The following is a 19,894-nucleotide window of genomic DNA, read 5'->3' as shown; positions in this document are numbered from 1 at the left end:
TACCAAGCCGCCTACGCTGGCATCGTGCTCGGCTTTCGTGAGACCCCGGTGACGGATGAGGCGGCCCACGCCCTGCTCGCCGAGTACTTCGCGTTCCGCGCCGCGACCTTCCCGAGTCCCGGGGGGTATCGCACGACGTTCCCGGAGCCGGAGGCCTTCGAACCGCCGCGCGGGGTGTTCCTGGTCGCAGAACTCGACGGCGACGCGGTCGGCTGCGGCGGCATCCGTGCCCTCGGCGGCGGGGTGTTCGAGGTCAAGCACCTCTGGCTGCGACCCGCGGTGCAGGGTCGAGGGTTCGGGCGAGCTCTGCTGGCCGAGCTGGAGCGCCGGGCGATCGGCTTCGGTGCGAGCGAACTGGTGCTCGACACCAACGCGTCCCTCGAGGCCGCGGGCGGCCTGTACCGTTCGAGCGGCTACGACGACACCGAGCCCTACAACGACAACCCCAACGCCACGAACTGGTATCGCAAGTCGCTTCAGTAAGGCTGCTCGGCCGGCAGTCCCGTGCGCAGTTCCGCAGGCAGGTGCCCGAGGTCGTTGTGGGTGACGAGCACGGGCGGCTTGGCGCTGCGCACCCGGATGATCGTCAGCCCGCAATTGGCCTGGTTGAGCCCGAGCCACCGCCAACTCGGCGCGCCGAACACCTCGCGCACGAACCAGGCGATCACGAAGTTGTGGGTGATGAGCAGGTCGTGGCGATCCTCGCGGGCGGGTGCGAGGAACTCCGCGACGGCGTCGGCCATCTGCGCCTCCCCCGCCTCGATCTCCTGCTCCGTCACGCCGCCGAAGAACGGCTCGAAGGCGGGCGGCAGGTCGACCGTGGGTCCGCTCGGGATGCAGTCCATGAGCAGGGCGCTCGGCTGAGACTCGAGCGCGGGCATCCGTTCGGTCATGATCGCCGCGGTCTCGGCCGCGCGCTGCAGCGGCGAGTGCCAGGCGCGTGTGAACGGCACGCCGCCGAGACGCTCCGCGATGGCGTGGGCCTGACGGATGCCGCGGGCCGAGAGGGGACCGTCGGGCAGGCCGTGTTCGGCGTCCTGCTGCTCGCCGTGCCGCACGAGGTAGACGTAGTGGGCCATAGTGCTCCCTTGCACGTTCTGGTGGATTTCGGGGTTACGGGGTCGCCGCGGGCGCGACCGTCAACGCGTCGAGCGCGGAGTCGCCCAGCGTGCCGACGGCGGCGATCGACAGCGGCCGTGCCGCCAGCTCGGCGGCGAGTTCGCGCACCCCGTCGACGGTGACGAGGGAGAGACGCCGCAGGGTCTCATCGAGGTCCGCGAACTCGCCGAGGGTCAGTTCGGCACGGCCCAGGCGCGACATGCGCGTGTCCGAGTCCTCGAGGGCGAGGGCAGATGACCCGCTCAACTGCCCGACCGCCCGCTCCAGCTCCTCCTGGCTGACGCCGTCCGACCCGAGCCGCGCGAACTCGCCGAGCATGAGCTCGGCGACCTGCGGAGCCTTGGCCGGGCTGCAACCCGCGTAGAGGCCGAACAGGCCCGCATCCGAATAGCTCGCCGCGAAGGAGTAGACGGAGTAGGCCAGCCCGCGCTTCTCGCGCACCTCCTGGAACAACCGGCTCGACATGCCTCCGCCGAGAATCGAGTTGAGCACGGTCAGGGTCGGCCGCCGGTCGTCGGCGGCGGCGATGCCGGGAACGCCGAGAATCAGGTTCGCCTGCTCGATCGGACGCTGCACGACCACGAGCGGACTGCCGCGATCGATGGTCACGGCGCCCGGGTCGCGACGCCCGATGGGATCGGCGAGCACGCCGAGATCCCAGCCCGCACGGGTCAGGGCCGCGGTCACGGCCAGCACCAGTTCGTCGTGATCGACCGCCCCGGCGACCGTGATCACCAGATCCTGCGCGCGGTAATTCTCGCGATAGTGGCTCCACACCGCGTCGCGCGTGACCGCCTGGATCGTGCCCGGGTTGCCGCCGATGGGCCGCCCCAACGGATGCTCGCCCAGCACCGCCTCGAAGAAGCGCTCGCTCGCGACATCCGAGGGATCGTCGTCGGCCATCGCCAACTCCTCCAGGATGACGCCGCGCTCGTTCTCGAACTCCGTCGCCTCGAGCAACGAAGAGGTGAACATGTCGGCGAGCACGTCGACGGCCATGGGCAGATCACGATCCTGCACCTTGGCGTAGTAGCAGGTGTACTCCTTGCTCGTTAGCGCGTTGTGCTCGCCGCCGACGGCATCGAAGGAGACCGCGATGTCGAGGGCGCTGCGCGTGGGAGTGCCCTTGAACAGCAGGTGCTCGAGAAAGTGCGTCGAGCCGTAGGTCTCCGGGTGCTCGTCCCGCGAGCCGACCGCGACCCAGTACCCGATCGTCGCGCTGCGCGCGCCCGGCACCGCCTCGCTGAGGATCCGCACTCCGCTCGGCAGCACGGTGCGTCGCACGAGGCTGTCGCCGGATGCCGTGAACGTCAGTTCGGTCAGATCGAGCGGGAGTGCCACGGCGCCATTCATCACCCCGAGCCTATGTCACGACTCCCCTGTGGTGGTGGCTCGGGCATCCTGCACGACGGATCCCCCGAAGTGGGGACCACCGTTCGGGGAAAATGTGGACAAACAGACTGGTCTGTCTGTCCTCATGTGCTACTGTCTTTCTCGGGCACACCCGATGCCCACGCCAAACACCAACCCGAATGGTGTGCAGCACCCCATCTCGCCGACCCCCCAGTGGGCGAGAACCCCCGTTAGGAGCGCGCTGTGTTGGTCGCCGAGTCCCCCACTCAGGCCCCACAGCGCGCTCCAGCGAAGGGCCGCATCCTCGAGGTCGCGAACGACCTGTTCTATGGGGATGGCATCCGCAACGTCGGCGTCGACCGCATCATCGCGGCATCCGCGGTCACCAAGGCCACGTTCTACAAGCACTACCGTGCCAAGGACAATCTGATCGTCGAGTACATCTCGTCGCGACACGAGCGCGTGCGTGCCAACCTGTCGCGACTGATCGCCGATGCTCCGGATGCCGAGACGGCCCTGCAAGACTTCGTCGCCGCGATCGCGGCCGAGATCGCCACTCCCGGATTCCGCGGCTGCCCCTTCATCAACGCGGCCGCCGAGTTCCCCGACGCCAGCCACCCCGTGCGCCGCGTCGTGACGGACCACCGCGATTGGTACGTGGAGACGCTCGCCGACCTGCTGCGTACGATGGGACATCCCGCACCGGGCGACGGGGCCGACGAGCTGCTGTTGGCCCGCGACGGCGCGCTCTCCGGCGGCTATGCCGGCGATGCCATCGCCGCGACTGCGGCCCTCTCCCGCATCGCGAGCCGCGTGCTCGCTGAGGCGCACCGGGCGTAGCACAGCGGGTCGGGCCGAGTACACCCCCGACCTTCGAGGTGCGCTCCCGCTAGGGTTGACGCGCGCCGCGACCCCCGCGGCAGCCGCACCCGACGAAGGAGATTCCTCCCGTGGTCACCATCAACCTGTTCTTCATCATCACCGTGCTCGCCGGCGGACTCTCGCTCTACGACGGCATCGCGCGGTTGCGTGGTCGTCGCAGCGGCGCCACCATCGTCGCCGTCGCGGAGATCGTCTTCGCCGCCCTGCTGCTGCTGTCGCTCTTCATCGCCTTCCCCGCACCGCTGGGCCTGCTGACCTGGGCGCTGCTGCTCGAAGTCGCGTTGATCGTCGCGCTCGTGCTCAGAGGCAAGGTGCGCCGCGGATCCTGGGTGATCACGATCATCGCCCTGGTACTCACCACGATCGTGGTGCTGGTGAGCCTCGGCTGGCTGCACATCCCCGGACTCTTCTGATCCCAGGTATGCACGATGGCCCGGCGCCTTGAGGCACCGGGCCATCGGCGTTCTAGGAGGACACTCGGTCCAGTTCCGCGATCTGGTGGCGGGTGAGCTGCACCGCGGCGGATGCGGTCAGATCGCCGACCTGGTCCGCGCTGCTGGCCGAGACCACGGGTGCGACCACGTTCTCTCGAGTGAGCAGCCAGGCGAGCGCGACCGAGGCGACCGAGGTGTCGTGCGCGGCGGCGACCGAGTCGAGCGCGGAGAGGATGCGCAGGCCCCGCCGATTGAGGTACTTGGCCACCGTGCCGCCCCGTTCGGTGCGCGGGAGATCCGACTTCTGCCGGTACTTGCCGGTGAGGAATCCGCTCGCCAGGGCGAACCGGGGCATCACGCCGAGACCCTGTCGGGCCGCGACGTGGGCAAGGTCGCCCTCGTACTCGCTGCGGTGCACGAGGTTGTAGTGATTCTGCAGGGCCACCATGGGCGCGACGCCGAGCTGCGCCGAGGCGATGCGAGCCTCGATGAGACGGTTGCCGGTGTGATCGGAGCCGCCGAAATACCGCACCTTGCCCGCCCGGATGAGTTCGTCCACGGCCAGCAGGGTCTCCTCGAAGTCGACGTCGAGATCGTCGATGTGGAGGTAGAGCAGGTCGATGTGCGCGACGCCGAGCCGCGAGAGCGAGGCGTGCACGGCGCGGGTGAGCACGCGGGCCTTCAGCCCGGGGTTGTCGGCGGACTTGCCCACCTTGGTCGCCACGACCATCTGGTCCCGATTGCGCCGGGAGCGCATCCAGTTGCCGATCATCGTCTCGCTCCGGCCTGCGGCATAGGAATCGGCGGTGTCGATGAAGTTGCCGCCGCGCTCGACGAACGCGTCGAGGATCTCGTTGGTCGCCGCGTCATCGGCCGTCCACCCAAAGACATTGCCGCTGATCGCGAGCGGGAACACCGAGAGATCGGAGTCACCGATGGGCCGGTGGCGGGGGGCCGGAAGCGCCGGGACAGCGGCGCTCGGCGCGGCTTCGTCGAGCTGCGGCGCTCGCTCGTCCAATTGCGTCATGTCTGACTCCCCATGCCTTCACAGGATATTTGGTCGGCGGCCGGGAGCCACGACGAACACTCGGATCGTTACACGGTCGTGCTCGAGGGATACCGTGGTCCCAACGTTCGGGCACTGCTCGGCGTCTGAAGTCTTCGAGACCGAAAGGAAACCGCCGATGTCGACCGATCGTGTTCCCATCGCCCGACCGCGGGTGTGGCTGGCCATCGCCGCCGTGCTCGCCGTCGTCTCCATCGCCGTGCTCTGGCCGCTGCAGCAGGTCGGGCAGGTGTGCATCATGATCTACCCGCCGCCGCCGGGATGCGGTGCCGAGGAGCCGCGCTGGGTGCCGCTCGTGGCGATCGGGCTCATCATCGCGGCGCTCGCCGCCGCGATCGTCGTGTACTTCACGGTCGACGCGCCGCGCACGGTGATCGTGGCGCTGTGCGGCGCGATGCTCGTGGTGCTGCTGGTGGCGGGCGCCGTCGTCGCGCTCTCCCAGACCGGCATCTGGGATCCGGTGTACCCACCGGCGACCGTCGACTGAGGCGCGGCGAGCGACGATAATCGTCAGGACGACCGACAGGAAGCTCCCATGACGAACGACCCCAACTGGCGGCTGCCGGAGGTTCCCGCCTTCAGCCTCACGAGTCCGGACTTCGCCGAGGGCGAGACCCTGCCGCAGTGGGCGCGGTCCGGCATCGCGGGCGCCGGCGGCGAGGACCGCTCCCCCACGCTGCACTGGGATGGTGCGCCCTCCGGCACCCGCAGCTTCGCTCTGACCATGTACGACCCGGACGCGCCGACCGGCAGCGGCTGGTGGCACTGGGCGGTCTACAACCTGCCGGCCAAGCTCTCATCGCTCCCCCAGGGCGCCGGCGACCCGGAGGCGGGCCTGTTGCCGCCCGGGGCCGTCACCCTGCCGAACGAGGTTCGACTCGAGCGCTACCTCGGCGCGGCACCACCCGCGGGGCACGGCGAGCACCGGTATGTCTTCACGCTGAGCGCACTCGACGTCGAGCGACTCGAGCTCGCGCCGGATGCCACGCCCGCCGCGCTCGGTTTCGCGATGCGCGACCACGTGGTCGCCCGCGCCCAGCTGACGGGGGTCAGCGAGACCGACTGAGTTCCGGTCCCGATCTGCGGTACTGCGGCGCGCGCGCCCGAGCCCGGGCGCGCACCTTGCTGACGGTCACGGTCACCACCACGAGCGCGATCGCCGCGGCCATCGAGGCCCACACGAACCAGGCACCGTCGAGCCACGCGATGAGATCGGACATGAACCCATCGAAGGGAGTGATGATTCGGGTTATCACGGAATATCACACTAGAGGTGCAAGCGATTGCCCGCTCGTCCCCCGGTCGGGGGACAATTCAGGCCCGCCCCGTTTCCGGGACGGGCCTGAATTGTTGTGAACTAGTCCTCTTCGGGCGCTTCCGGCGCCTCGGGGGCGTCCTGCGCACCCTCGGCCTCGTCGCTCACCGGGGCGAGCGAGAGCTTTCCGCGGTCGTCGATCTTGGTGATCTCGACCTGGATCTTCTGGCCGACCGAGAGCACGTCCTCGACGTTCTCCACGCGCTTGCCACCGGCGAGCTTGCGCACCTCGCTGATGTGCAGCAGGCCGTCCTTACCCGGGGTGAGCGAGACGAACGCGCCGAACGTCGCGAGCTTGACGACGGTTCCGAGGAACCGCTCGCCGACCTCCGGGTTGAGCGGGTTCGCGATCGCGTTGACCGCGGCACGAGCCGCCTCGGCCGAGGGGCCGTCGACCGCACCGATGTAGACGGTGCCGTCGTCCTCGATGGAGATGTCGGCGCCGGTGTCATCCTGGATCTGGTTGATCGTCTTGCCCTTCGGGCCGATCAGCTCGCCGATCTTGTCGACCGGGATCTGCACGCTGATGACGCGAGGCGCGGTCGGCGCCATCTCGTCGGGCGCGTCGATCGCCTGGTTGATGACCGCGAGGATGGCCGTGCGGGCCTCCTTCGCCTGCGTGAGCGCACCGTCGAGCACGCTCGAGGGCAGGCCCGCGAGCTTCGTGTCGAGCTGGATCGCGGTGACGAACTCGGAGGTGCCCGCGACCTTGAAGTCCATGTCGCCGAGCGCGTCCTCCGCACCGAGGATGTCGGTGAGGGCCGCGTAGCGCGTGACCCCGTCGACCTCGTCGGAGATGAGGCCCATCGCGATGCCCGCGACCGGAGCGCGCAGCGGCACACCGGCGTTCAGCAGCGACAGGGTCGAGGCGCAGACCGAGCCCATGGACGTCGAGCCGTTGGAGCCGAGAGCCTCGGACACCTGACGGATCGCGTAGGGGAACTCCTCGCGCGGCGGCAGCACCGGCACGAGGGCGCGCTCGGCGAGGAAGCCGTGCCCGATCTCGCGACGCTTCGGCGAACCGACCCGGCCGGTCTCACCGGTCGAGTAGGGCGGGAAGTTGTAGTGGTGCAGGTAGCGCTTCTTGGTGACGGGGTTCAGCGAGTCGATCTGCTGCTCCATCTTGAGCATGTTCAGGGTCGTGACACCCAGGATCTGGGTCTCACCGCGCTGGAAGATCGCGGAACCGTGCACGCGCGGAATGACCTGCACCTCGGCATCCAGGGCGCGGATGTCGCTGAGCCCACGGCCATCGATGCGGATGCCCTCGGTGAGCACGCGCGTGCGCATGACCTTCTTCGACACCGACTTGTAGGCGGCGGACACCTCGTCGAGCGCGGACGCGGGCAGACGCTCGGCATCCACCTCGCTGGCGACGTGACCCTTGACCCGGTCCTTCAGCGCGTCGTCGGCGTTCTGCCGCTCCTGCTTGTCGGCGATCTGGTAGACGCCCTTGAGGTCGTCGTAGGCGAGGCCGGCGACGACGTCGTAGGTCTCCTGCGTGTACGGCGGGAACAGCGGGAAGTCCTGGATGGGCTTCGCGGACTGCGCCGCGAGCTCCATCTGAGCCTTGATGAGCTGCTTGAGGAACGGCTTCGACGCCTCCAGGCCCTGGGCGACGACCGCCTCGTCGGGCTTGGTGGCACCGGCCTGGATCAGCTCCCAGCTGCCCTCGGTGGCCTCGGCCTCGACCATCATGATCGCGACATCCTCGTTGCCGTTCTCGTCGGTGACGAGTCGGCCGGCGACAGTGAGGTCGAACACGGCCTCCGCGAGCTGCGAGAACTTGGGGAACGCCACCCACTGGTCGCCGATGAGGGCGAGGCGGATGCCGCCGACCGGGCCGTAGAACGGCAGGCCGGAGATCTGGGTCGACGCGGATGCCGCGTTGATGGCCAGGGCGTCGTAGAACTCGTCGGGCGCGATCGACAGCACGGTGATGACGATCTGCACCTCGTTGCGCAGACCCTCGACGAAGGTCGGGCGCAGCGGACGGTCGATGAGACGGCAGACCAGGATGGCCTCCGTCGACGGGCGACCTTCACGGCGGAAGAACGAGCCGGGGATCTTGCCGGCCGCGTACGAGCGCTCCTCGACGTCCACCGTGAGGGGGAAGAAGTCGAAGCCGTCGCGCGGGTGCTTGCTGGCGCTGGTGGCGCTCAGGATCATGGTGTCTTCGTCCAGGTACGCGGCGACCGCGCCCTGGGCCTGCTGCGCGAGCCGGCCGGTTTCGAACCGTACGGTGCGCTTGCCGAACTTGCCGTTGTCCAGAACGGCTTCGGCGAACTTGATTTCGGGACCCTCCAAGGGGTGCTCTCCTTTGTTTACCGTCGTCGACCCGTGTGGTCGGCGACACTCCAAGGAGCAAGACGGATGCGAAGAACGCGTTTCCGGCGCATAGCGAGGGGCCCCAGAGGGGGCGCTGCCCTGGTCAACAGTAGAAAAGCACTGAATGATCGTTCAGTAGTTCACCACCGGTGACCAGCTTCGTGCCAGCCTGCTCCGGTTCCCCAGCGTACCAGTACGGGCTCTCAGGGGCCTAGCGACGCGCGAAGGAGCCTCAGTAACTGACGGTGTTCGCGTCGCTCGTGTCGCCGATGATCGCGATCCCGGCGCTCGTGCCGAGCAGCACCGCGCCCGCCTCCAGCAGGTCGATGGCCTGGTCGTAGTGCTTGATCGAACCGCTGGCCTTCACGTACACACCATCCGGCGCACGCTCCACGAGATACCGGATGCTCTCGGGATTGGCGGTCTCGATCTGGCCGCTGCTGGCGTTCTTGAGATACGCGGCGCCGGCCTCGATCGAGAGCTGCACTGCGGCCTCCTTCTCGTCCGGGGTCAGCAACGGCAGCTCGAGCATGACCTTGATCGGCACGCCGGCGGCGCGCACGACACCGGCGATGTCCTCGCGGAACTCGTCGAACATGCCGCTCTTGAGCCAGCCGATCTGCACGCCGATGTCGATCTGCGCCGCTCCCGCCTTCACGAGCTGCTCGGCCTCGAACGCCTTGCCCGCGCTCGTGGTGACGCCCACGATTGGGAAGTCGAGCGCGGATGCCACGAGCACCCCGGTGCCGGCGAGCTCGCCCGCCACCAGCGGCACCCAGGAGCCGGGCACCATCGCGGCGTTGAACCCGAACTCCACGCTCTGCCGCGCATGCTCGATCATGTCGTCGCGCGTGAGCCCGACCTCGATGCGGGTGTGCTGGATGTATCGCGCGAGCTCACGCGGGGCGAGGGCACGGAAGTCGACGGCTGATTCGGTCACGTCACCCATCATCCCCCGTGAGCAGACGTTCCAGTACCGCGCGGTCGGGCAGCGCGTCGATGACGCCCTCGATGGTGACCGCGTGCGCGCCCGCGGAGGCGGCGAACCGCACGGCCTCGGGGATCGATCGCGATTCGGTGAGCGCGACCGCGAGCGCTGCCGTGAACGCGTCCCCGGCGCCTGTGGTGTCGACGACCCGGGCCGGCGCGACGGCGGGCACAGTGTGCATCGTGTCGCCGTCCAACACGAGGGCGCCCTCGGATCCGAGCGTCATCACGATGGTGGCGGCGGTGCGTTCACGCAGGGCGCGTGCGAGGTCGACGGGGGCCGCGGCATCCCGCGGATCGAGGCCCAGCAGGATCGGGGCCTCGGTGCGATTCGGGGTGAGCACGTCGATCCACGGCCAGACCTCGGGTGGCAACGGCGAGGCGGGCGCCGGATTGAGCAGGGTGCGGGTGCCCTCCTCGTGCGCGATCCGCAGGGCCGCGGAGACCGCATCCAGCGGGATCTCCATCGAGACCACGAGCAGATCCGCCGCGGCGATGGTGGCGCGGAAGGTCTCCACGTGCTGCGGTGCGAGCTGCTCGAGGGCGCCCGGTGCGATGACGATGCTGTTCTCGCCGTGCTCATCGACGAGGATGAAGCCGACCATGGTCGCCGCAGTGCCCGTGATCACGTGCCTCGAGTCGACGCCCTCGCGGGACCAGAGGGCACGGGCATCCCGACCCAGGGTGTCGTCACCGACCGCGGTCAGGAGCGCGACCTCGGCGCCCAGCCGTGCTGCACCGATCGCCTGGTTCGAGCCCTTGCCGCCCGGGCCGGCCGAATACCGACCGCCGGAGAGGGTCTCGCCGGGCAACGGAAACCGGGCCACCCGCATGGTCATGCCGACGCCGTAGCTGCCGACCACCGCGATGCTCATGGATGTCATCTAACCCTGCCGTTCACCTGAACGCGGTAGGACAGAGCCGTGGATGCGATCACCACCTGGCTCGATCAGGCCGCCGCGAGCCCGTGGCTGGCCCCGGTGCTGTTCGTGCTCGTCGTCGCCGACGCCTTCCTGGTGGTGCTGCCGAGCGAGACCTTCGTGGTGGCCCTGGGATCGCTCGCCCTGTCCACCGGGTCTCCCCCGATCGCGCTCGTGCTCGTGGTGGCGGCCCTGGGGGCCGTGGTCGGCGACAACGCGTGCTACTGGATCGGGCGCCGCATCGGCACCGAGCGGTTCCGTTGGATGCGACGTCCGCGCATCGCGGCCGCGATCGAGCACGCGCGTGTCGCGCTGGGCCGACGGCCGGCGGCCATCATCCTCACCGCGCGGTACATCCCGTTCGCCAGGATCGCGGCGAACCTGACTGCGGGCGCGACGCGGTTCGCCTATCGGCGCTACCTGCCGTTGACCGTGATCGCCGGGGTCGGATGGGCGCTCTACAACTGCCTGATCGGCGCGCTGTTCGGCGTCTGGTTCTCCGCGAACCCGGTGCTGGCCATCGTGCTCTCCGTGATCGTGGCGATCGGACTGGGCATCGCGATCGACACGATCACGGCCAGGCTCACTGCGCCGAGAACGCGCCCGTCGGACTGAAGCCCTCGGGCAGGGCGAAGGGGTCGCGCACGCGCCGCTCCGCGTGGCCCACAGCGGTCGCGAGCTCACTCGCGGCGCGCTCGATGCGCTGCGGAAGTCCGGAATCGTTGCCCCAGTCCCCCGAGGCGGCGTAGACGCCGGTCGGCACCACGTTCGCGTGCAGGTAGCTGAACAGCGGCCGCATCGCGTAGTCGATCGCGAGCGAGTGGCGCTCGGTGCCGCCCGTCGCGGCGAGCAGCACCGGCATGCCGGTGAGCGCCTGCGGGTCGAGCACGTCGATGAACGACTTGAACAATCCGCTGTAGCTCGTCGTGAAGATCGGCGTGACGACGATGAGCGCGTCGGCGCTGGTGATCGACTCGATGGCGGCGGCCAGCCGCGGGCTCGGGAATCCGGTGAGCAGGTTGTTCGTGACATCCGTCGCGTAGTCGCGCAGCTCGAAGACCTCGACCTCGGCCCCGCCGAGCGCGCCCGCCGTGGCATCGGCGAGACGGTCGGCGAGCAACCGGGTGGACGAGGGCTGGCTGAGGCCCGCGGCGACGACGGCGATGCGCTTGGCGGTCATCACTTCACCTCCGCGGTCTCGGCGGCCAGGGCCGCGTCACGGGCGGCGACGAGGGATGCGTGGGTCGGCGCATCCGGCACGTCGGCCGGGCGGTTCGCGGCCAGCTCCTTACGCAGCACCGGCACGACCTCCCCACCGAGGATGTCGAGCTGCTCGAGCACGGTCTTCAGCGGGAGCCCAGCGTGGTCCATGAGGAACAGCTGGCGCTGGTAGTCGCCGAAGTGGTCGCGCATCGCCGCATAGCGGTCGATGACCTGCTGCGGGCTGCCGACGGTGAGCGGGGTCATCTCGGTGAAGTCCTCCATCGAGGGCCCGTGACCGTAGACGGGGGCGTTGTCGAAGTACGGGCGGAACTGGTTCACCGCGTCCTGCGAGTTCTTGGCCATGAACGCCTGTCCACCGAGCCCGACGATCGCCTGCGCGGCGGTGCCGTGACCGTAGTGCTCGAAGCGCTGACGGTAGTAGCCGATGAGCTGCATGTAGTGCTCCTTGGGCCAGAAGATGTTGTTCGCAAAGAAGCCGTCACCGTAGAAGGCGGCCTGCTCGGCGATCTCAGGGCTGCGGATGGATCCGTGCCAGACGAACGGCGGCACGCCGTCGAGCGGGCGAGGGGTCGACTGGAAGCCCTGCAGAGGTGTGCGGTACTTGCCCTGCCAGTCCACGAAGTCCTCACGCCACAGGCGGTGCAGCAGCGCGTAGTTCTCGATGGCCAGCGGGATGCCCTCGCGAATGTCCTGGCCGAACCACGGGTACACCGGGCCGGTGTTGCCGCGGCCCATCATGAGGTCGACACGTCCGTCGGCCAGGTGCTGGAGCATGGCGTAGTCCTCGGCGATCTTCACCGGGTCGTTCGTGGTGATGAGCGTCGTCGAGGTGGACAGCTGCAGCGTGGAGGTCTGCGCGGCGATGTACGCGAGCGTGGTGGTGGGGCTGGAGGAGAAGAACGGCGGGTTGTGGTGCTCACCGAGTGCGAAGACGTCGAGGCCCACCTCCTCGGCCTTCTTGGCGATCGCGACGATCGCCTTGATGCGATCGTTCTCGGAGGGGGTGGTCCCGTTGGTGGGGTCCTCCGTGACGTCGCTGACGGTGAAGATGCCGAACTGCATCGTGTGCTCCCGGTTCGATCCGATAGTCAATGCGTTTGCATCGACTAATGCACTCAACTGTAGAGCACCGACGAGTATTCCCGCGCCTCAACAGTCGGATTCGGAGTCGCCCCGCAGCACGCCCTCGAACCACCCGAGCAGGCTCGGCAGCGACGCGAGCGCGGCGAGCGCGTGGGTGATGCCGTTGAACTTCTCGAACTGCACGGTCTCACCCGCCGCGCACAGGCCCGCGACGTAGCCCTCCGTCGCGGACGGCACCACGAGCTTGTCCGCGAGGCCCTGGCCGACGAAGATCGGCACCCCGATCGGCGCGCCCCCGGCACTGTTCTCCCGCAGCATCGTCGCCCAGGGCTCCGTGGTCGCTGGGTCGGACGTCACGAACCCGCCGACGAGCGGATCGGCGATCTTCGCGATCTGGGGATGCTCGGTCAGCAGGCAGTACGAGGCGATCCGGTTCACCGCGCCGGCTCCCGCCGACGTGAGGATCGCCCCCATCGACTCCTTCGAGTACTGGTCCGCGTATGCGGCGGTGAACGCGGGGATGGCATACGACGCGATCGTCACCCCGGAACTGTCGATGATGTCGTCGGTCATCAAGGCGTTGAGGTTCGCGGCCGGCGCCGCGACCGCGACGCCCTCGAGGGTGAGCTCCGGCGCATACTCGCTCGCTCGCTGCGCCGCGAAGAGCGCAGCATGGCCGCCCTGGGAGTGGCCCCACAGCAGCAACCGGTCGCCGGCATCCGTACCCTCGAGGTTGCGTGCGGCACGCGCGGCATCGAGCACGGCATTGGACTCGGAAACGCCGAGCAGGTATGAGGACGGACCCTCGACGCCCATTCCCGGGTAGTCGGTCGCGGCGATCGCGAAGCCGGCGAGCAGCAGGTCGTCCATGCCCTCGATGCCGCTGAACGGCGCCACGCCGAGGGATGGCGCGCACTTGGCGGCCGATCCCGTCGTCGGATGCGCCCAGGACACGATCACGCGACCGTCGGCCGGTGCGGGCAGGTCGGGCACGATCACCATGCCGGAGACGACGATGTCGGCGCCCGACTGGTCGGTGGAGTGATACAGCACACGCCAGGCGCGCGCACCGGCCGGCGCCTCGGAAATCGACTCGCTGCGCACGATCTCACCGGGCTCCCCGGGCGGCAGGTCGGCCGACACCTCGTAGAACGCTCCCTGGGTGAGCTCGTCTTCGATGCCCTCGACGATGCGGCGCTCCAGACAGCCGGAGAGCCCGACCGCGAGCAGCGCGCCGACGACGACCGTCGCGAGCACGCGGGGCATCAACGTGTCTGTCCGATCAGCAACTCCACCCGGTAGAGCCCGCCCTTGCGCACGATGACCGCGGGGATGCGGGGCTTGCGACCGGCCATGTCGAGCCGGGAGAGGGCCTCGTCCACGACCGACTCGAATCCTCGCGGCACCCATCCGACCGGCCCGACCACTCGCGACCCGGTGAACAGGCGCACCTCGATCGGCGCGTCGACCGCCTCGTCCTTCTGGGAACGGCGGCTGATCGCGCTCTCGGCCTCGGCATCCGCGATCTCCGCCAGCAGGGGCTGCACGGCGTTGCTGCCGGCCAGACGCAGGCGGACTCGGGCATTCGACGGCACCAGCACGCCGCGGTACTGGTGCAGCGAACCCTTGCCGCGATCGTTGCGGTCGAATTCGGGCATCTCAGTGGCCATGCATGGATGGTATCCGCCCTTTACAGGTCGGCGATGCCATGCGACGGTGGGCTATGCCCAGGGTTGTGATCTTCGCCCCCTCGCCGGTGCTCACCGTCACCATCGAGGACCATCCGGATGGCCCCGAGGTGCACCTGCACGCGGGCGGGCAGGGCGTGTGGCAGGCGCGCATGCTGCTGCGCATGGGGGTCGAGGTGACCATGTGCAGTGTGCTCACCGGCGAGAGCGGCCGCATGCTGCACCACCTGCTCGAGGACGAGGGCATCGGCGTCGTGGCGGTCGACCGCACCGGCCGCGGTGCCGCCTACGTGCACGACCGACGCGGGGGCGAGCGCCTGAAGATCGTGGAGACCGGGGGCGAGCCGATCTCGCGGCACGACCTCGACGAGCTCTACGGCATCACGCTGGGCCAGGGCCTCGGCGCCGATCTCGTGATCCTGAGCGGGCCCGCGAGCAAGAACGCACTGCCCGCAGACGTCTACCGGCGGCTGGCGGCCGACCTCCGTTCCGGCGGTCGTCGGGTGATCGTCGATCTCGCCGGCGACCGTCTCACGAGTGCGCTCGCCGGTGGCGTCGAACTCGTGAAGGTCAGTGACGAAGAGCTGGTCGACGACGGCCGCATCAGTGCCGCCAACACCGCGAACATCGTGGCGGCGATGCGCGAGCTGCGACGCGAGGGTGCGGATGCCGTGATCGTGACGCGCGCGCACGAACCGTCGCTCGTGATGACGGCGGACGCGGTGTGGGAGGTCACGACGCCCACGCTCATGGTGACCGACATGGCCGGGGCGGGCGACTCCCTCACCGCAGGCATCGCGGCCGCGCTCGCCGCCGGCGAGGAGCTCCGAGAGGCCGTCGCCCTCGGTGCCGCCGCCGGGGCGCTCAACGTCACCCGTCACGGCCTCGGCACGGGTGATCCGCAGACGATCGCGAAGCTGCGCGAACTCGTCAAGGTGCGCACGATCGATGCGCCGGTGACCTCGATCACCCAGTCGATCAGCCTCGACGAGCTTGCCGCGAAGGCCCGGGAGCAATGACGACGGCGCTCATCACCAACGATGACGGTGTGGGGTCGGCGGGCCTGTGCGCCCTCGCCAGGGCGGCCGTGGATGCCGGACTCGACGTCGTCATCGCCGCACCCCGACGGCAATCCTCCGGCTCCTCGGCGTCGATCGTCGCGTCCGAGGCCGACGGGCGCATCCGTATCGAGCGCCGCGAGCTGGAAGGACTGGAGTCGGTGACCACGTTCGCGGTGCACGGCGCTCCCGGGCTCATCGCCCTCATCGCCGCGCACGGGGCGTTCGGCGCGGTGCCCGACATCGTGCTCTCGGGCGTCAACCACGGGGCGAACGTCGGGCGGGCCATCCTGCACTCCGGCACGGTCGGCGCGGCGCTGACCGGCGGTCTGAACGGGGCGCGCGCCATGGCCGTGTCGCTCGACGTCGGCATCTCGCCCGAGACCTATGAGTGGGATGCCGCGGCCCAGCTCGCGCGACAGGTGCTGCCGACCCTGCTGGAGCATCCAGCAGGCACGGTGCTGAACCTGAACGTGCCGAACCGTCGACAGCCCGCGGAACTGCGGGAGGCGCACTTGGCCCCCTTCGGCATCGTGCAGACCACGATGGAGCACGAGGACGAGCACCACGTGACCCTCGCGGTCGAAGACCTGCCGAACACCCCGGAGCCGGGCAGCGATGCCGCGCTGCTCGCCGAGGGATTCGCGACGCTCACGAGCATCACCCCGGTGGGGTCGGTGCCGCTTCTGGCGCAGTTGCGGCGCTAGGGCTTCTCGCCCGGCAGCGGCGCGCGCGCCGGCATCCGCTCGCGCTGCTCGGCGACGATCGCGGCATTGCGCACGTCCGGCCGGTACAACTCGTCGACGACACCGAGCACCCCGGCGGTGGCCTTACGGCCGAGGGTGCGTTTGGCGCGGGGCAGCATCCACGGCAGCGCGACGAGCACAGCCAGGATCGGCACGAAGATGGCGAGCGAGATGAGCAGGTCGACCATCAGGCGCTCCGCCGCGCGAGTAGACCGCGCAGCGCGAAGTAGACGAGCACCGCGACCAGCCCGACGATGATGAGCTTCGCGACGAACCAGACGATCTGCAGCACCACGCTCACGAACACCCACGCGAGCACGACCGCGACGACGACGCCGACGGTGGTGAGGATGCTGGCGTTGCGGGTCATGGAGCAAGCCTAGGCTCGGCCGGTCAGTGTTGAGCTCTCAGTCGATGGATGAAGGCGTCGTGGCGGTTCGGGTCCTGTGCCTTGAGACGAGCCAGAAGAGCGCGGTGTTCGTCCATGAGGGTGATGAACTCTCCGTGAGATTCTGGGTCCGTCTCGATCTGCTCACTGAGCTGGGCGATGCGTTCCATGATCGATTGCGCACGGGCCTCGGTCTCACGAAGAGCGTCATCGAGCGCGCGGATCGCTGCGGCCTGATCGCTCATGTCGGCCTCCCGCTCGCGCACGCGTTGCAGCGCGAGGTCCGCGGCGAGCGAATCCTCGAGCACCTCACCATGGGACTCCGCCCGCGCCTTCTGCACCATGGGCAGCAGGATGTTCGCGATCACGACCGCGCTTGCGCCGTGCGGCACTGCGCCCCGCGTCGGCAGACCAACGAGGTCCAACTCCTTGGCGAATCGTCCCGAGGAACGGAGCACGTCCACGAGGTTCTCGAAGGCACGGTGCCATTCCTCCGTGCTGCGGTCGAATCGTGCGACGGCCATGTCAGCAGCGTCGATGGCCTGCGTGAACTGGCCGAGGAAGCGGTACGCCCTGGATAGCCCGATCTCGGCCCGCCCCAGAGTCTGACGGGCTTCGATGCCATACTCCGGCAACAGACGCTCGGCGATGTCGATCGCGCGCAGAAAGAGTCGCACCGCTTCCTGGCCCAACTCGGTGTCCTTGATGGCGATCGCCTGATCGCGTGTCGTACGTGCCAGGGACACGAGCGATTTGGAGAGTCCACGTTCATCGACCAACTCCTCGCTGATCTGCACTGAAGCGACGAGATAGTCGAGGGCGCCCTGCCAGTTGCGGCGCTCGGCCTCGAAGAGTCCGACAAGTTGCGCGCACATCGCGTCGATGGTGTCGCGCCGTTCGTCTGAATAGATCGCCCGCAGAATGCTCGTTGCCTTGGCATGCTCCCCCGAGTTCCACGCGTCGACACCATCGATGAACGCGAGCAGACGATCCCCGGGGTCGAGGAAGCGCCCCAGCACCTCACGGGCTGCCGCAACATCCGATGTTCGGCCGAAGCCGCGTGCCGAGAACAGGTGGTGCGACAAGTCAGCCGTGCTCGCCTGGCGGGCCGCCGAGTCGGCTTCCTCGGCCACGACGGCATAGCTGAGGCGAAGCAGTTGCGATGCTCGGAGCCCGAGAACCGATACCAGGGGGGCGCGCATGGTCGAAGAGGCGTGCTTGACGAACAGCGAGGCCGCGAGCCGTTGGAACTCACGCCCCGGCGAGTTGCCTCCCGATCGCACGATCTCCTGCACGGTCTCCGGGATCGCGAGCAGGTCGTACACCGGTTCGACGCCACCGATCGCATGGATGCCATCGATTGCGGCCTGGGCGCGATCGGCGCTGTGAGGACGCCCCGCAGCCTTGAGCACATTCTCGACGACCTCCGTTGCCAACGGCAGGTCGAAGTACGGCAGGAGATCCAAGGCAGAGAGTGCAAGCGACTCGTCGTGCCTGCCTTCCGTGATCAAGCGCTCGCCGCTTCCGCATAGAGATTGAGGCGGTACCAGCGGGCGTGGGAGTACGTGATTCCGGGCGGAACCGTCTCACCCGATGCCCAGTGTTTGGCGAGGTAGGCGTGCAGATCGCGTACCGCCGTCTTCCGCACGGCCTGCTGTGCCCAAAGACCCTCCAGGTGCGCCGCAGGTATCCGGGCATCTGCGGTGATCAACAACCGCACACCCGGGAGAGCATTGAGCTTGGGGATCGCCTCTGCGAGAAACCACGAGCGCACCTCCTTCGAGAGGGCGCCGATACTTGAAAGCGCTAGCGTTGTCGGACCTGCTGAGCGCAGCAGCTCGTTCTGAAGCGCGGCCAGGAAGAGGTCTCGGCGCACCGTCTCATGCTGCTTGACGGTCTTCTGTTCGAGGTTGGGGTTCTGGAGCCACGGAGCGAGAAGATCCGAGGCCGAGGTGTGCGGCTTCGACTGATGGCGGGTGATCACCCGGACGTCACTGCCTGCGACGCGTTCGTAGGCGCACAACAGCTCGAACACGTCTTCACGGCTGTCGTTGTCCTGCTCCGACATCTTGCCGACGACCACCACAGAGGTGCCGCTCTCCAGGTGGCTACGACATGTCGCCGTGCACTCCTCATGATTGATGAGGTCCGCTTTGGCATTGTCGGCCCTGATGAGTGCAAGCACTTCCGGTCGCGCGCTGCGGCAGTCCATCGTCGGACTATCCCTGAGCGAGATGTCGACGCGTCGGTCGAAGCGGTACTGCCCGTCGTAGCTTGCGATCATCTCGGATTCCGTCAATGCGATCTGTGAGATGAGCTTGTCCCGAATCCACTCGCCGACCGCACGGGCATCCGCCTTAGGCAGATTGCGATAGGTGCGAATCTTGACCGTGAACCCGACGACCTTGCCCTCGTCCGGTTTGGAGCGCTCGGTGATCGCGATGTCCTCGACGACCTCATGTTTGAGCCAATGCGCACTCGAAAGCGTGCTGAGCTGGTAGGCGGCGGCCGCCTTGGGAACTCGCTCCATGCAAAGGTCGAGTTCATCCGCCATCAGGAGCAACGCGGCAAGTCGCTCCCCGCGTATCGGGAAGTTCAAGAAGCTCGTGATCTGTCGGAGCTCCCGCACGCCTTCTTTGTAGGTATGGGTCCCATGCGAGTACGCAAGCCAGGCGATCGCGGATGAGCGTGGAGAATTCATCCGGAATGCCGTGATCAAGCTGGAACCCATTCGCGAGCGGCCCCAGCACCGCGTCGCGTGAGACACGCGGATGCGCTTTGCGCACCTCGTCGGGATCGATCGTGACCGGCCCCCGCGAATCCGGTGCGCCGATGTGTTGCATACCGATGTCGTGCACCCATGCCGCCTGCTCGAGAACGTAGCGCTCGAGCAGATTCAGTCTGATGACCTTGCCTGCATTCTTGCGCGCATTCGCGAGTGTGTTCGCGAGACTCGATACCCGCCGAGAGTGCTGATGGCTGTGATCTGTGAAGTGCTCGAGGCGGTTCGAGTGCTTCCAGAATGCCTCGACCTGTGAGCGAGTGCGCGCGAGTGTGGGGACGAGCGTAGGGAACCTCTTCTCGAGATCGGCTTCGAGTTGCAGCGCATGTGGTTCGACGAACAAGTGCACTCCCGGACGCGCGGATAGGCAAAGTTGAGGAAAGGTGAGGAGCTTCCCAGATACTAGTGGCTCTTCACCGCCGAAAATGCGAAACGGGCCGCCATCCCGAAGGATGACGGCCCGTCGTCAAGTCGCGCGCTGGAGCTTGGAGGATTGCGCAGCAATCCCGCGACGCCAGCGC

At 68.3% G+C, this 19,894-nt stretch carries 22 protein-coding genes and 1 pseudogene; 8 read left to right on the top strand and 15 right to left on the bottom strand.

What is annotated here, in order from left to right; all coding sequences use genetic code 11:
- The first annotated feature begins 24 nt into the window (after positions 1-24).
- The gene (locus PYV02_RS07610; protein ID WP_275757774.1) at positions 25-483 is read left to right on the top strand and encodes a GNAT family N-acetyltransferase; all 459 of its coding nucleotides are present in this window, start codon (positions 25-27) and stop codon (positions 481-483) included.
- Here PYV02_RS07610 and PYV02_RS07605 read toward each other — a convergent pair.
- Positions 477-1,079, bottom strand: a complete 603-nt coding sequence (locus tag PYV02_RS07605) for a histidine phosphatase family protein (protein WP_275757772.1) — start codon at positions 1,077-1,079, stop codon at positions 477-479. The genes PYV02_RS07610 and PYV02_RS07605 overlap by 7 nt on opposite strands.
- 34 nt (positions 1,080-1,113) lie before the next feature.
- Complete coding sequence (locus PYV02_RS07600) at positions 1,114-2,472, bottom strand: M16 family metallopeptidase (protein ID WP_275757770.1); 1,359 nt, start codon at positions 2,470-2,472, stop codon at positions 1,114-1,116.
- Between the two features lie 243 nt (positions 2,473-2,715).
- Here PYV02_RS07600 and PYV02_RS07595 point away from each other — a divergent pair, with 243 nt between their 5' ends.
- Positions 2,716-3,312: a TetR/AcrR family transcriptional regulator gene (locus PYV02_RS07595; protein WP_275757768.1), complete on the top strand. Its 597-nt coding sequence runs from the start codon at positions 2,716-2,718 to the stop codon at positions 3,310-3,312.
- Positions 3,313-3,422: 110 nt separating this feature from the next.
- A complete protein-coding gene (locus PYV02_RS07590) occupies positions 3,423-3,767 on the top strand; it encodes a hypothetical protein (protein WP_275757766.1) in 345 nt (114 codons plus the stop codon).
- A gap of 52 nt (positions 3,768-3,819) precedes the next feature.
- Here the strand turns inward: PYV02_RS07590 and PYV02_RS07585 are convergent, their stop codons facing one another.
- Entirely contained in the window at positions 3,820-4,815 is a 996-nt protein-coding gene (locus PYV02_RS07585) for an aldo/keto reductase (protein WP_275757764.1), read from the bottom strand.
- A 157-nt stretch (positions 4,816-4,972) separates the two neighbouring features.
- On the opposite strand from PYV02_RS07585, the gene PYV02_RS07580 reads away from it, so the two are divergent.
- Positions 4,973-5,341: a hypothetical protein gene (locus PYV02_RS07580; RefSeq protein WP_275757762.1), complete on the top strand. Its 369-nt coding sequence runs from the start codon at positions 4,973-4,975 to the stop codon at positions 5,339-5,341.
- A gap of 48 nt (positions 5,342-5,389) precedes the next feature.
- Positions 5,390-5,920 (top strand): YbhB/YbcL family Raf kinase inhibitor-like protein, encoded by a 531-nt coding sequence (locus PYV02_RS07575; protein WP_275757760.1) that lies wholly within the window; start codon positions 5,390-5,392, stop codon positions 5,918-5,920.
- Here the strand turns inward: PYV02_RS07575 and PYV02_RS07570 are convergent.
- The 4 genes from PYV02_RS07570 to PYV02_RS07555 form a co-directional block, all read right to left on the bottom strand.
- Complete coding sequence (locus tag PYV02_RS07570; protein ID WP_275757758.1) at positions 5,904-6,074, bottom strand: hypothetical protein; 171 nt, start codon at positions 6,072-6,074, stop codon at positions 5,904-5,906. The genes PYV02_RS07575 and PYV02_RS07570 overlap by 17 nt on opposite strands.
- Before the next feature lie 137 nt (positions 6,075-6,211).
- Positions 6,212-8,476 carry a polyribonucleotide nucleotidyltransferase gene (locus PYV02_RS07565; RefSeq protein ID WP_275757756.1) on the bottom strand — a complete coding sequence of 755 codons (2,265 nt, stop codon included), beginning with the start codon at positions 8,474-8,476 and terminating at the stop codon, positions 6,212-6,214.
- Between the two features lie 253 nt (positions 8,477-8,729).
- On the bottom strand, positions 8,730-9,437 hold the full coding sequence (gene deoC / locus PYV02_RS07560; protein WP_275757754.1) for a deoxyribose-phosphate aldolase: 708 nt from the start codon (positions 9,435-9,437) through the stop codon (positions 8,730-8,732).
- Position 9,438: 1 nt separating this feature from the next.
- Positions 9,439-10,359, bottom strand: a complete 921-nt coding sequence (locus PYV02_RS07555) for a ribokinase (RefSeq protein WP_275757752.1) — start codon at positions 10,357-10,359, stop codon at positions 9,439-9,441.
- Between the two features lie 48 nt (positions 10,360-10,407).
- Here PYV02_RS07555 and PYV02_RS07550 point away from each other — a divergent pair, with 48 nt between their 5' ends.
- Positions 10,408-11,019, top strand: coding sequence for a DedA family protein (locus tag PYV02_RS07550; protein ID WP_275757751.1), 612 nt, complete (start codon positions 10,408-10,410; stop codon positions 11,017-11,019).
- Here the strand turns inward: PYV02_RS07550 and PYV02_RS07545 are convergent.
- The 4 genes from PYV02_RS07545 to PYV02_RS07530 all read right to left on the bottom strand — a co-directional run bounded on the left by PYV02_RS07545 (position 10,988) and on the right by PYV02_RS07530 (position 14,381).
- Complete coding sequence (locus PYV02_RS07545; protein ID WP_275757749.1) at positions 10,988-11,584, bottom strand: FMN reductase; 597 nt, start codon at positions 11,582-11,584, stop codon at positions 10,988-10,990. The genes PYV02_RS07550 and PYV02_RS07545 overlap by 32 nt on opposite strands.
- On the bottom strand, positions 11,584-12,690 hold the full coding sequence (locus PYV02_RS07540) for an LLM class flavin-dependent oxidoreductase (RefSeq protein ID WP_275757957.1): 1,107 nt from the start codon (positions 12,688-12,690) through the stop codon (positions 11,584-11,586). Before PYV02_RS07540 ends, PYV02_RS07545 begins: the two co-directional genes overlap by 1 nt.
- An 87-nt stretch (positions 12,691-12,777) precedes the next feature.
- A complete protein-coding gene (locus tag PYV02_RS07535; RefSeq protein ID WP_275757748.1) occupies positions 12,778-13,977 on the bottom strand; it encodes a lipase family protein in 1,200 nt (399 codons plus the stop codon).
- Positions 13,977-14,381, bottom strand: a complete 405-nt coding sequence (locus PYV02_RS07530) for a hypothetical protein (protein WP_275757746.1) — start codon at positions 14,379-14,381, stop codon at positions 13,977-13,979. The genes PYV02_RS07535 and PYV02_RS07530 overlap by 1 nt, the downstream gene beginning before the upstream one ends.
- Before the next feature lie 53 nt (positions 14,382-14,434).
- Here PYV02_RS07530 and PYV02_RS07525 point away from each other — a divergent pair, with 53 nt between their 5' ends.
- Together PYV02_RS07525 and surE are read left to right on the top strand one after the other, a co-directional pair.
- Entirely contained in the window at positions 14,435-15,418 is a 984-nt protein-coding gene (locus PYV02_RS07525) for a PfkB family carbohydrate kinase (RefSeq protein WP_275757744.1), read from the top strand.
- On the top strand, positions 15,415-16,164 hold the full coding sequence (gene surE / locus PYV02_RS07520; protein WP_275757741.1) for a 5'/3'-nucleotidase SurE: 750 nt from the start codon (positions 15,415-15,417) through the stop codon (positions 16,162-16,164). Before PYV02_RS07525 ends, surE begins: the two co-directional genes overlap by 4 nt.
- Here the strand turns inward: surE and PYV02_RS07515 are convergent.
- The 4 genes and pseudogenes from PYV02_RS07515 to PYV02_RS15385 form a co-directional block, all read right to left on the bottom strand.
- Positions 16,161-16,391: a hypothetical protein gene (locus PYV02_RS07515; RefSeq protein ID WP_275757739.1), complete on the bottom strand. Its 231-nt coding sequence runs from the start codon at positions 16,389-16,391 to the stop codon at positions 16,161-16,163. The genes surE and PYV02_RS07515 overlap by 4 nt on opposite strands.
- Complete coding sequence (locus PYV02_RS07510) at positions 16,391-16,573, bottom strand: hypothetical protein (protein ID WP_275757737.1); 183 nt, start codon at positions 16,571-16,573, stop codon at positions 16,391-16,393. Before PYV02_RS07510 ends, PYV02_RS07515 begins: the two co-directional genes overlap by 1 nt.
- Before the next feature lie 23 nt (positions 16,574-16,596).
- Complete coding sequence (locus PYV02_RS07505; protein WP_275757735.1) at positions 16,597-18,057, bottom strand: coiled-coil domain-containing protein; 1,461 nt, start codon at positions 18,055-18,057, stop codon at positions 16,597-16,599.
- Positions 18,058-18,098: 41 nt separating this feature from the next.
- A pseudogene (locus PYV02_RS15385) lies at positions 18,099-19,722 on the bottom strand (HD domain-containing protein).
- Between the last annotated feature and the right edge of the window lie 172 nt (positions 19,723-19,894).

This window comes from Antiquaquibacter metalliresistens, from assembly GCF_029211225.1.
Lineage (GTDB): Bacteria > Actinomycetota > Actinomycetes > Actinomycetales > Microbacteriaceae > Rhodoglobus > Rhodoglobus metalliresistens.
This window is presented reverse-complemented; position numbering and strand designations above follow the sequence as displayed.

Excerpts from the sequence above, each read along its gene's own strand:
- PYV02_RS07605 (WP_275757772.1), bottom strand. The coding sequence starts at position 1,079 with ATGGCCCACTACGTCTACCTCGTGCGGCACGGCGAGCAGCAGGACGCC.
- PYV02_RS07600 (WP_275757770.1), bottom strand. The coding sequence starts at position 2,472 with ATGAATGGCGCCGTGGCACTCCCGCTCGATCTGACCGAACTGACGTTC.
- PYV02_RS07585 (WP_275757764.1), bottom strand. The coding sequence starts at position 4,815 with ATGACGCAATTGGACGAGCGAGCGCCGCAGCTCGACGAAGCCGCGCCG.
- PYV02_RS07580 (WP_275757762.1), top strand. The coding sequence starts at position 4,973 with ATGTCGACCGATCGTGTTCCCATCGCCCGACCGCGGGTGTGGCTGGCC.
- PYV02_RS07575 (WP_275757760.1), top strand. The coding sequence starts at position 5,390 with ATGACGAACGACCCCAACTGGCGGCTGCCGGAGGTTCCCGCCTTCAGC.
- PYV02_RS07570 (WP_275757758.1), bottom strand. The coding sequence starts at position 6,074 with ATGTCCGATCTCATCGCGTGGCTCGACGGTGCCTGGTTCGTGTGGGCC.
- PYV02_RS07555 (WP_275757752.1), bottom strand. The coding sequence starts at position 10,359 with ATGAGCATCGCGGTGGTCGGCAGCTACGGCGTCGGCATGACCATGCGG.
- PYV02_RS07545 (WP_275757749.1), bottom strand. The coding sequence starts at position 11,584 with ATGACCGCCAAGCGCATCGCCGTCGTCGCCGCGGGCCTCAGCCAGCCC.
- PYV02_RS07540 (WP_275757957.1), bottom strand. The coding sequence starts at position 12,690 with ATGCAGTTCGGCATCTTCACCGTCAGCGACGTCACGGAGGACCCCACC.
- PYV02_RS07535 (WP_275757748.1), bottom strand. The coding sequence starts at position 13,977 with ATGCCCCGCGTGCTCGCGACGGTCGTCGTCGGCGCGCTGCTCGCGGTC.
- PYV02_RS07530 (WP_275757746.1), bottom strand. The coding sequence starts at position 14,381 with ATGGCCACTGAGATGCCCGAATTCGACCGCAACGATCGCGGCAAGGGT.
- PYV02_RS07525 (WP_275757744.1), top strand. The coding sequence starts at position 14,435 with ATGCCCAGGGTTGTGATCTTCGCCCCCTCGCCGGTGCTCACCGTCACC.
- surE (WP_275757741.1), top strand. The coding sequence starts at position 15,415 with ATGACGACGGCGCTCATCACCAACGATGACGGTGTGGGGTCGGCGGGC.
- PYV02_RS07515 (WP_275757739.1), bottom strand. The coding sequence starts at position 16,391 with ATGGTCGACCTGCTCATCTCGCTCGCCATCTTCGTGCCGATCCTGGCT.
- PYV02_RS07510 (WP_275757737.1), bottom strand. The coding sequence starts at position 16,573 with ATGACCCGCAACGCCAGCATCCTCACCACCGTCGGCGTCGTCGTCGCG.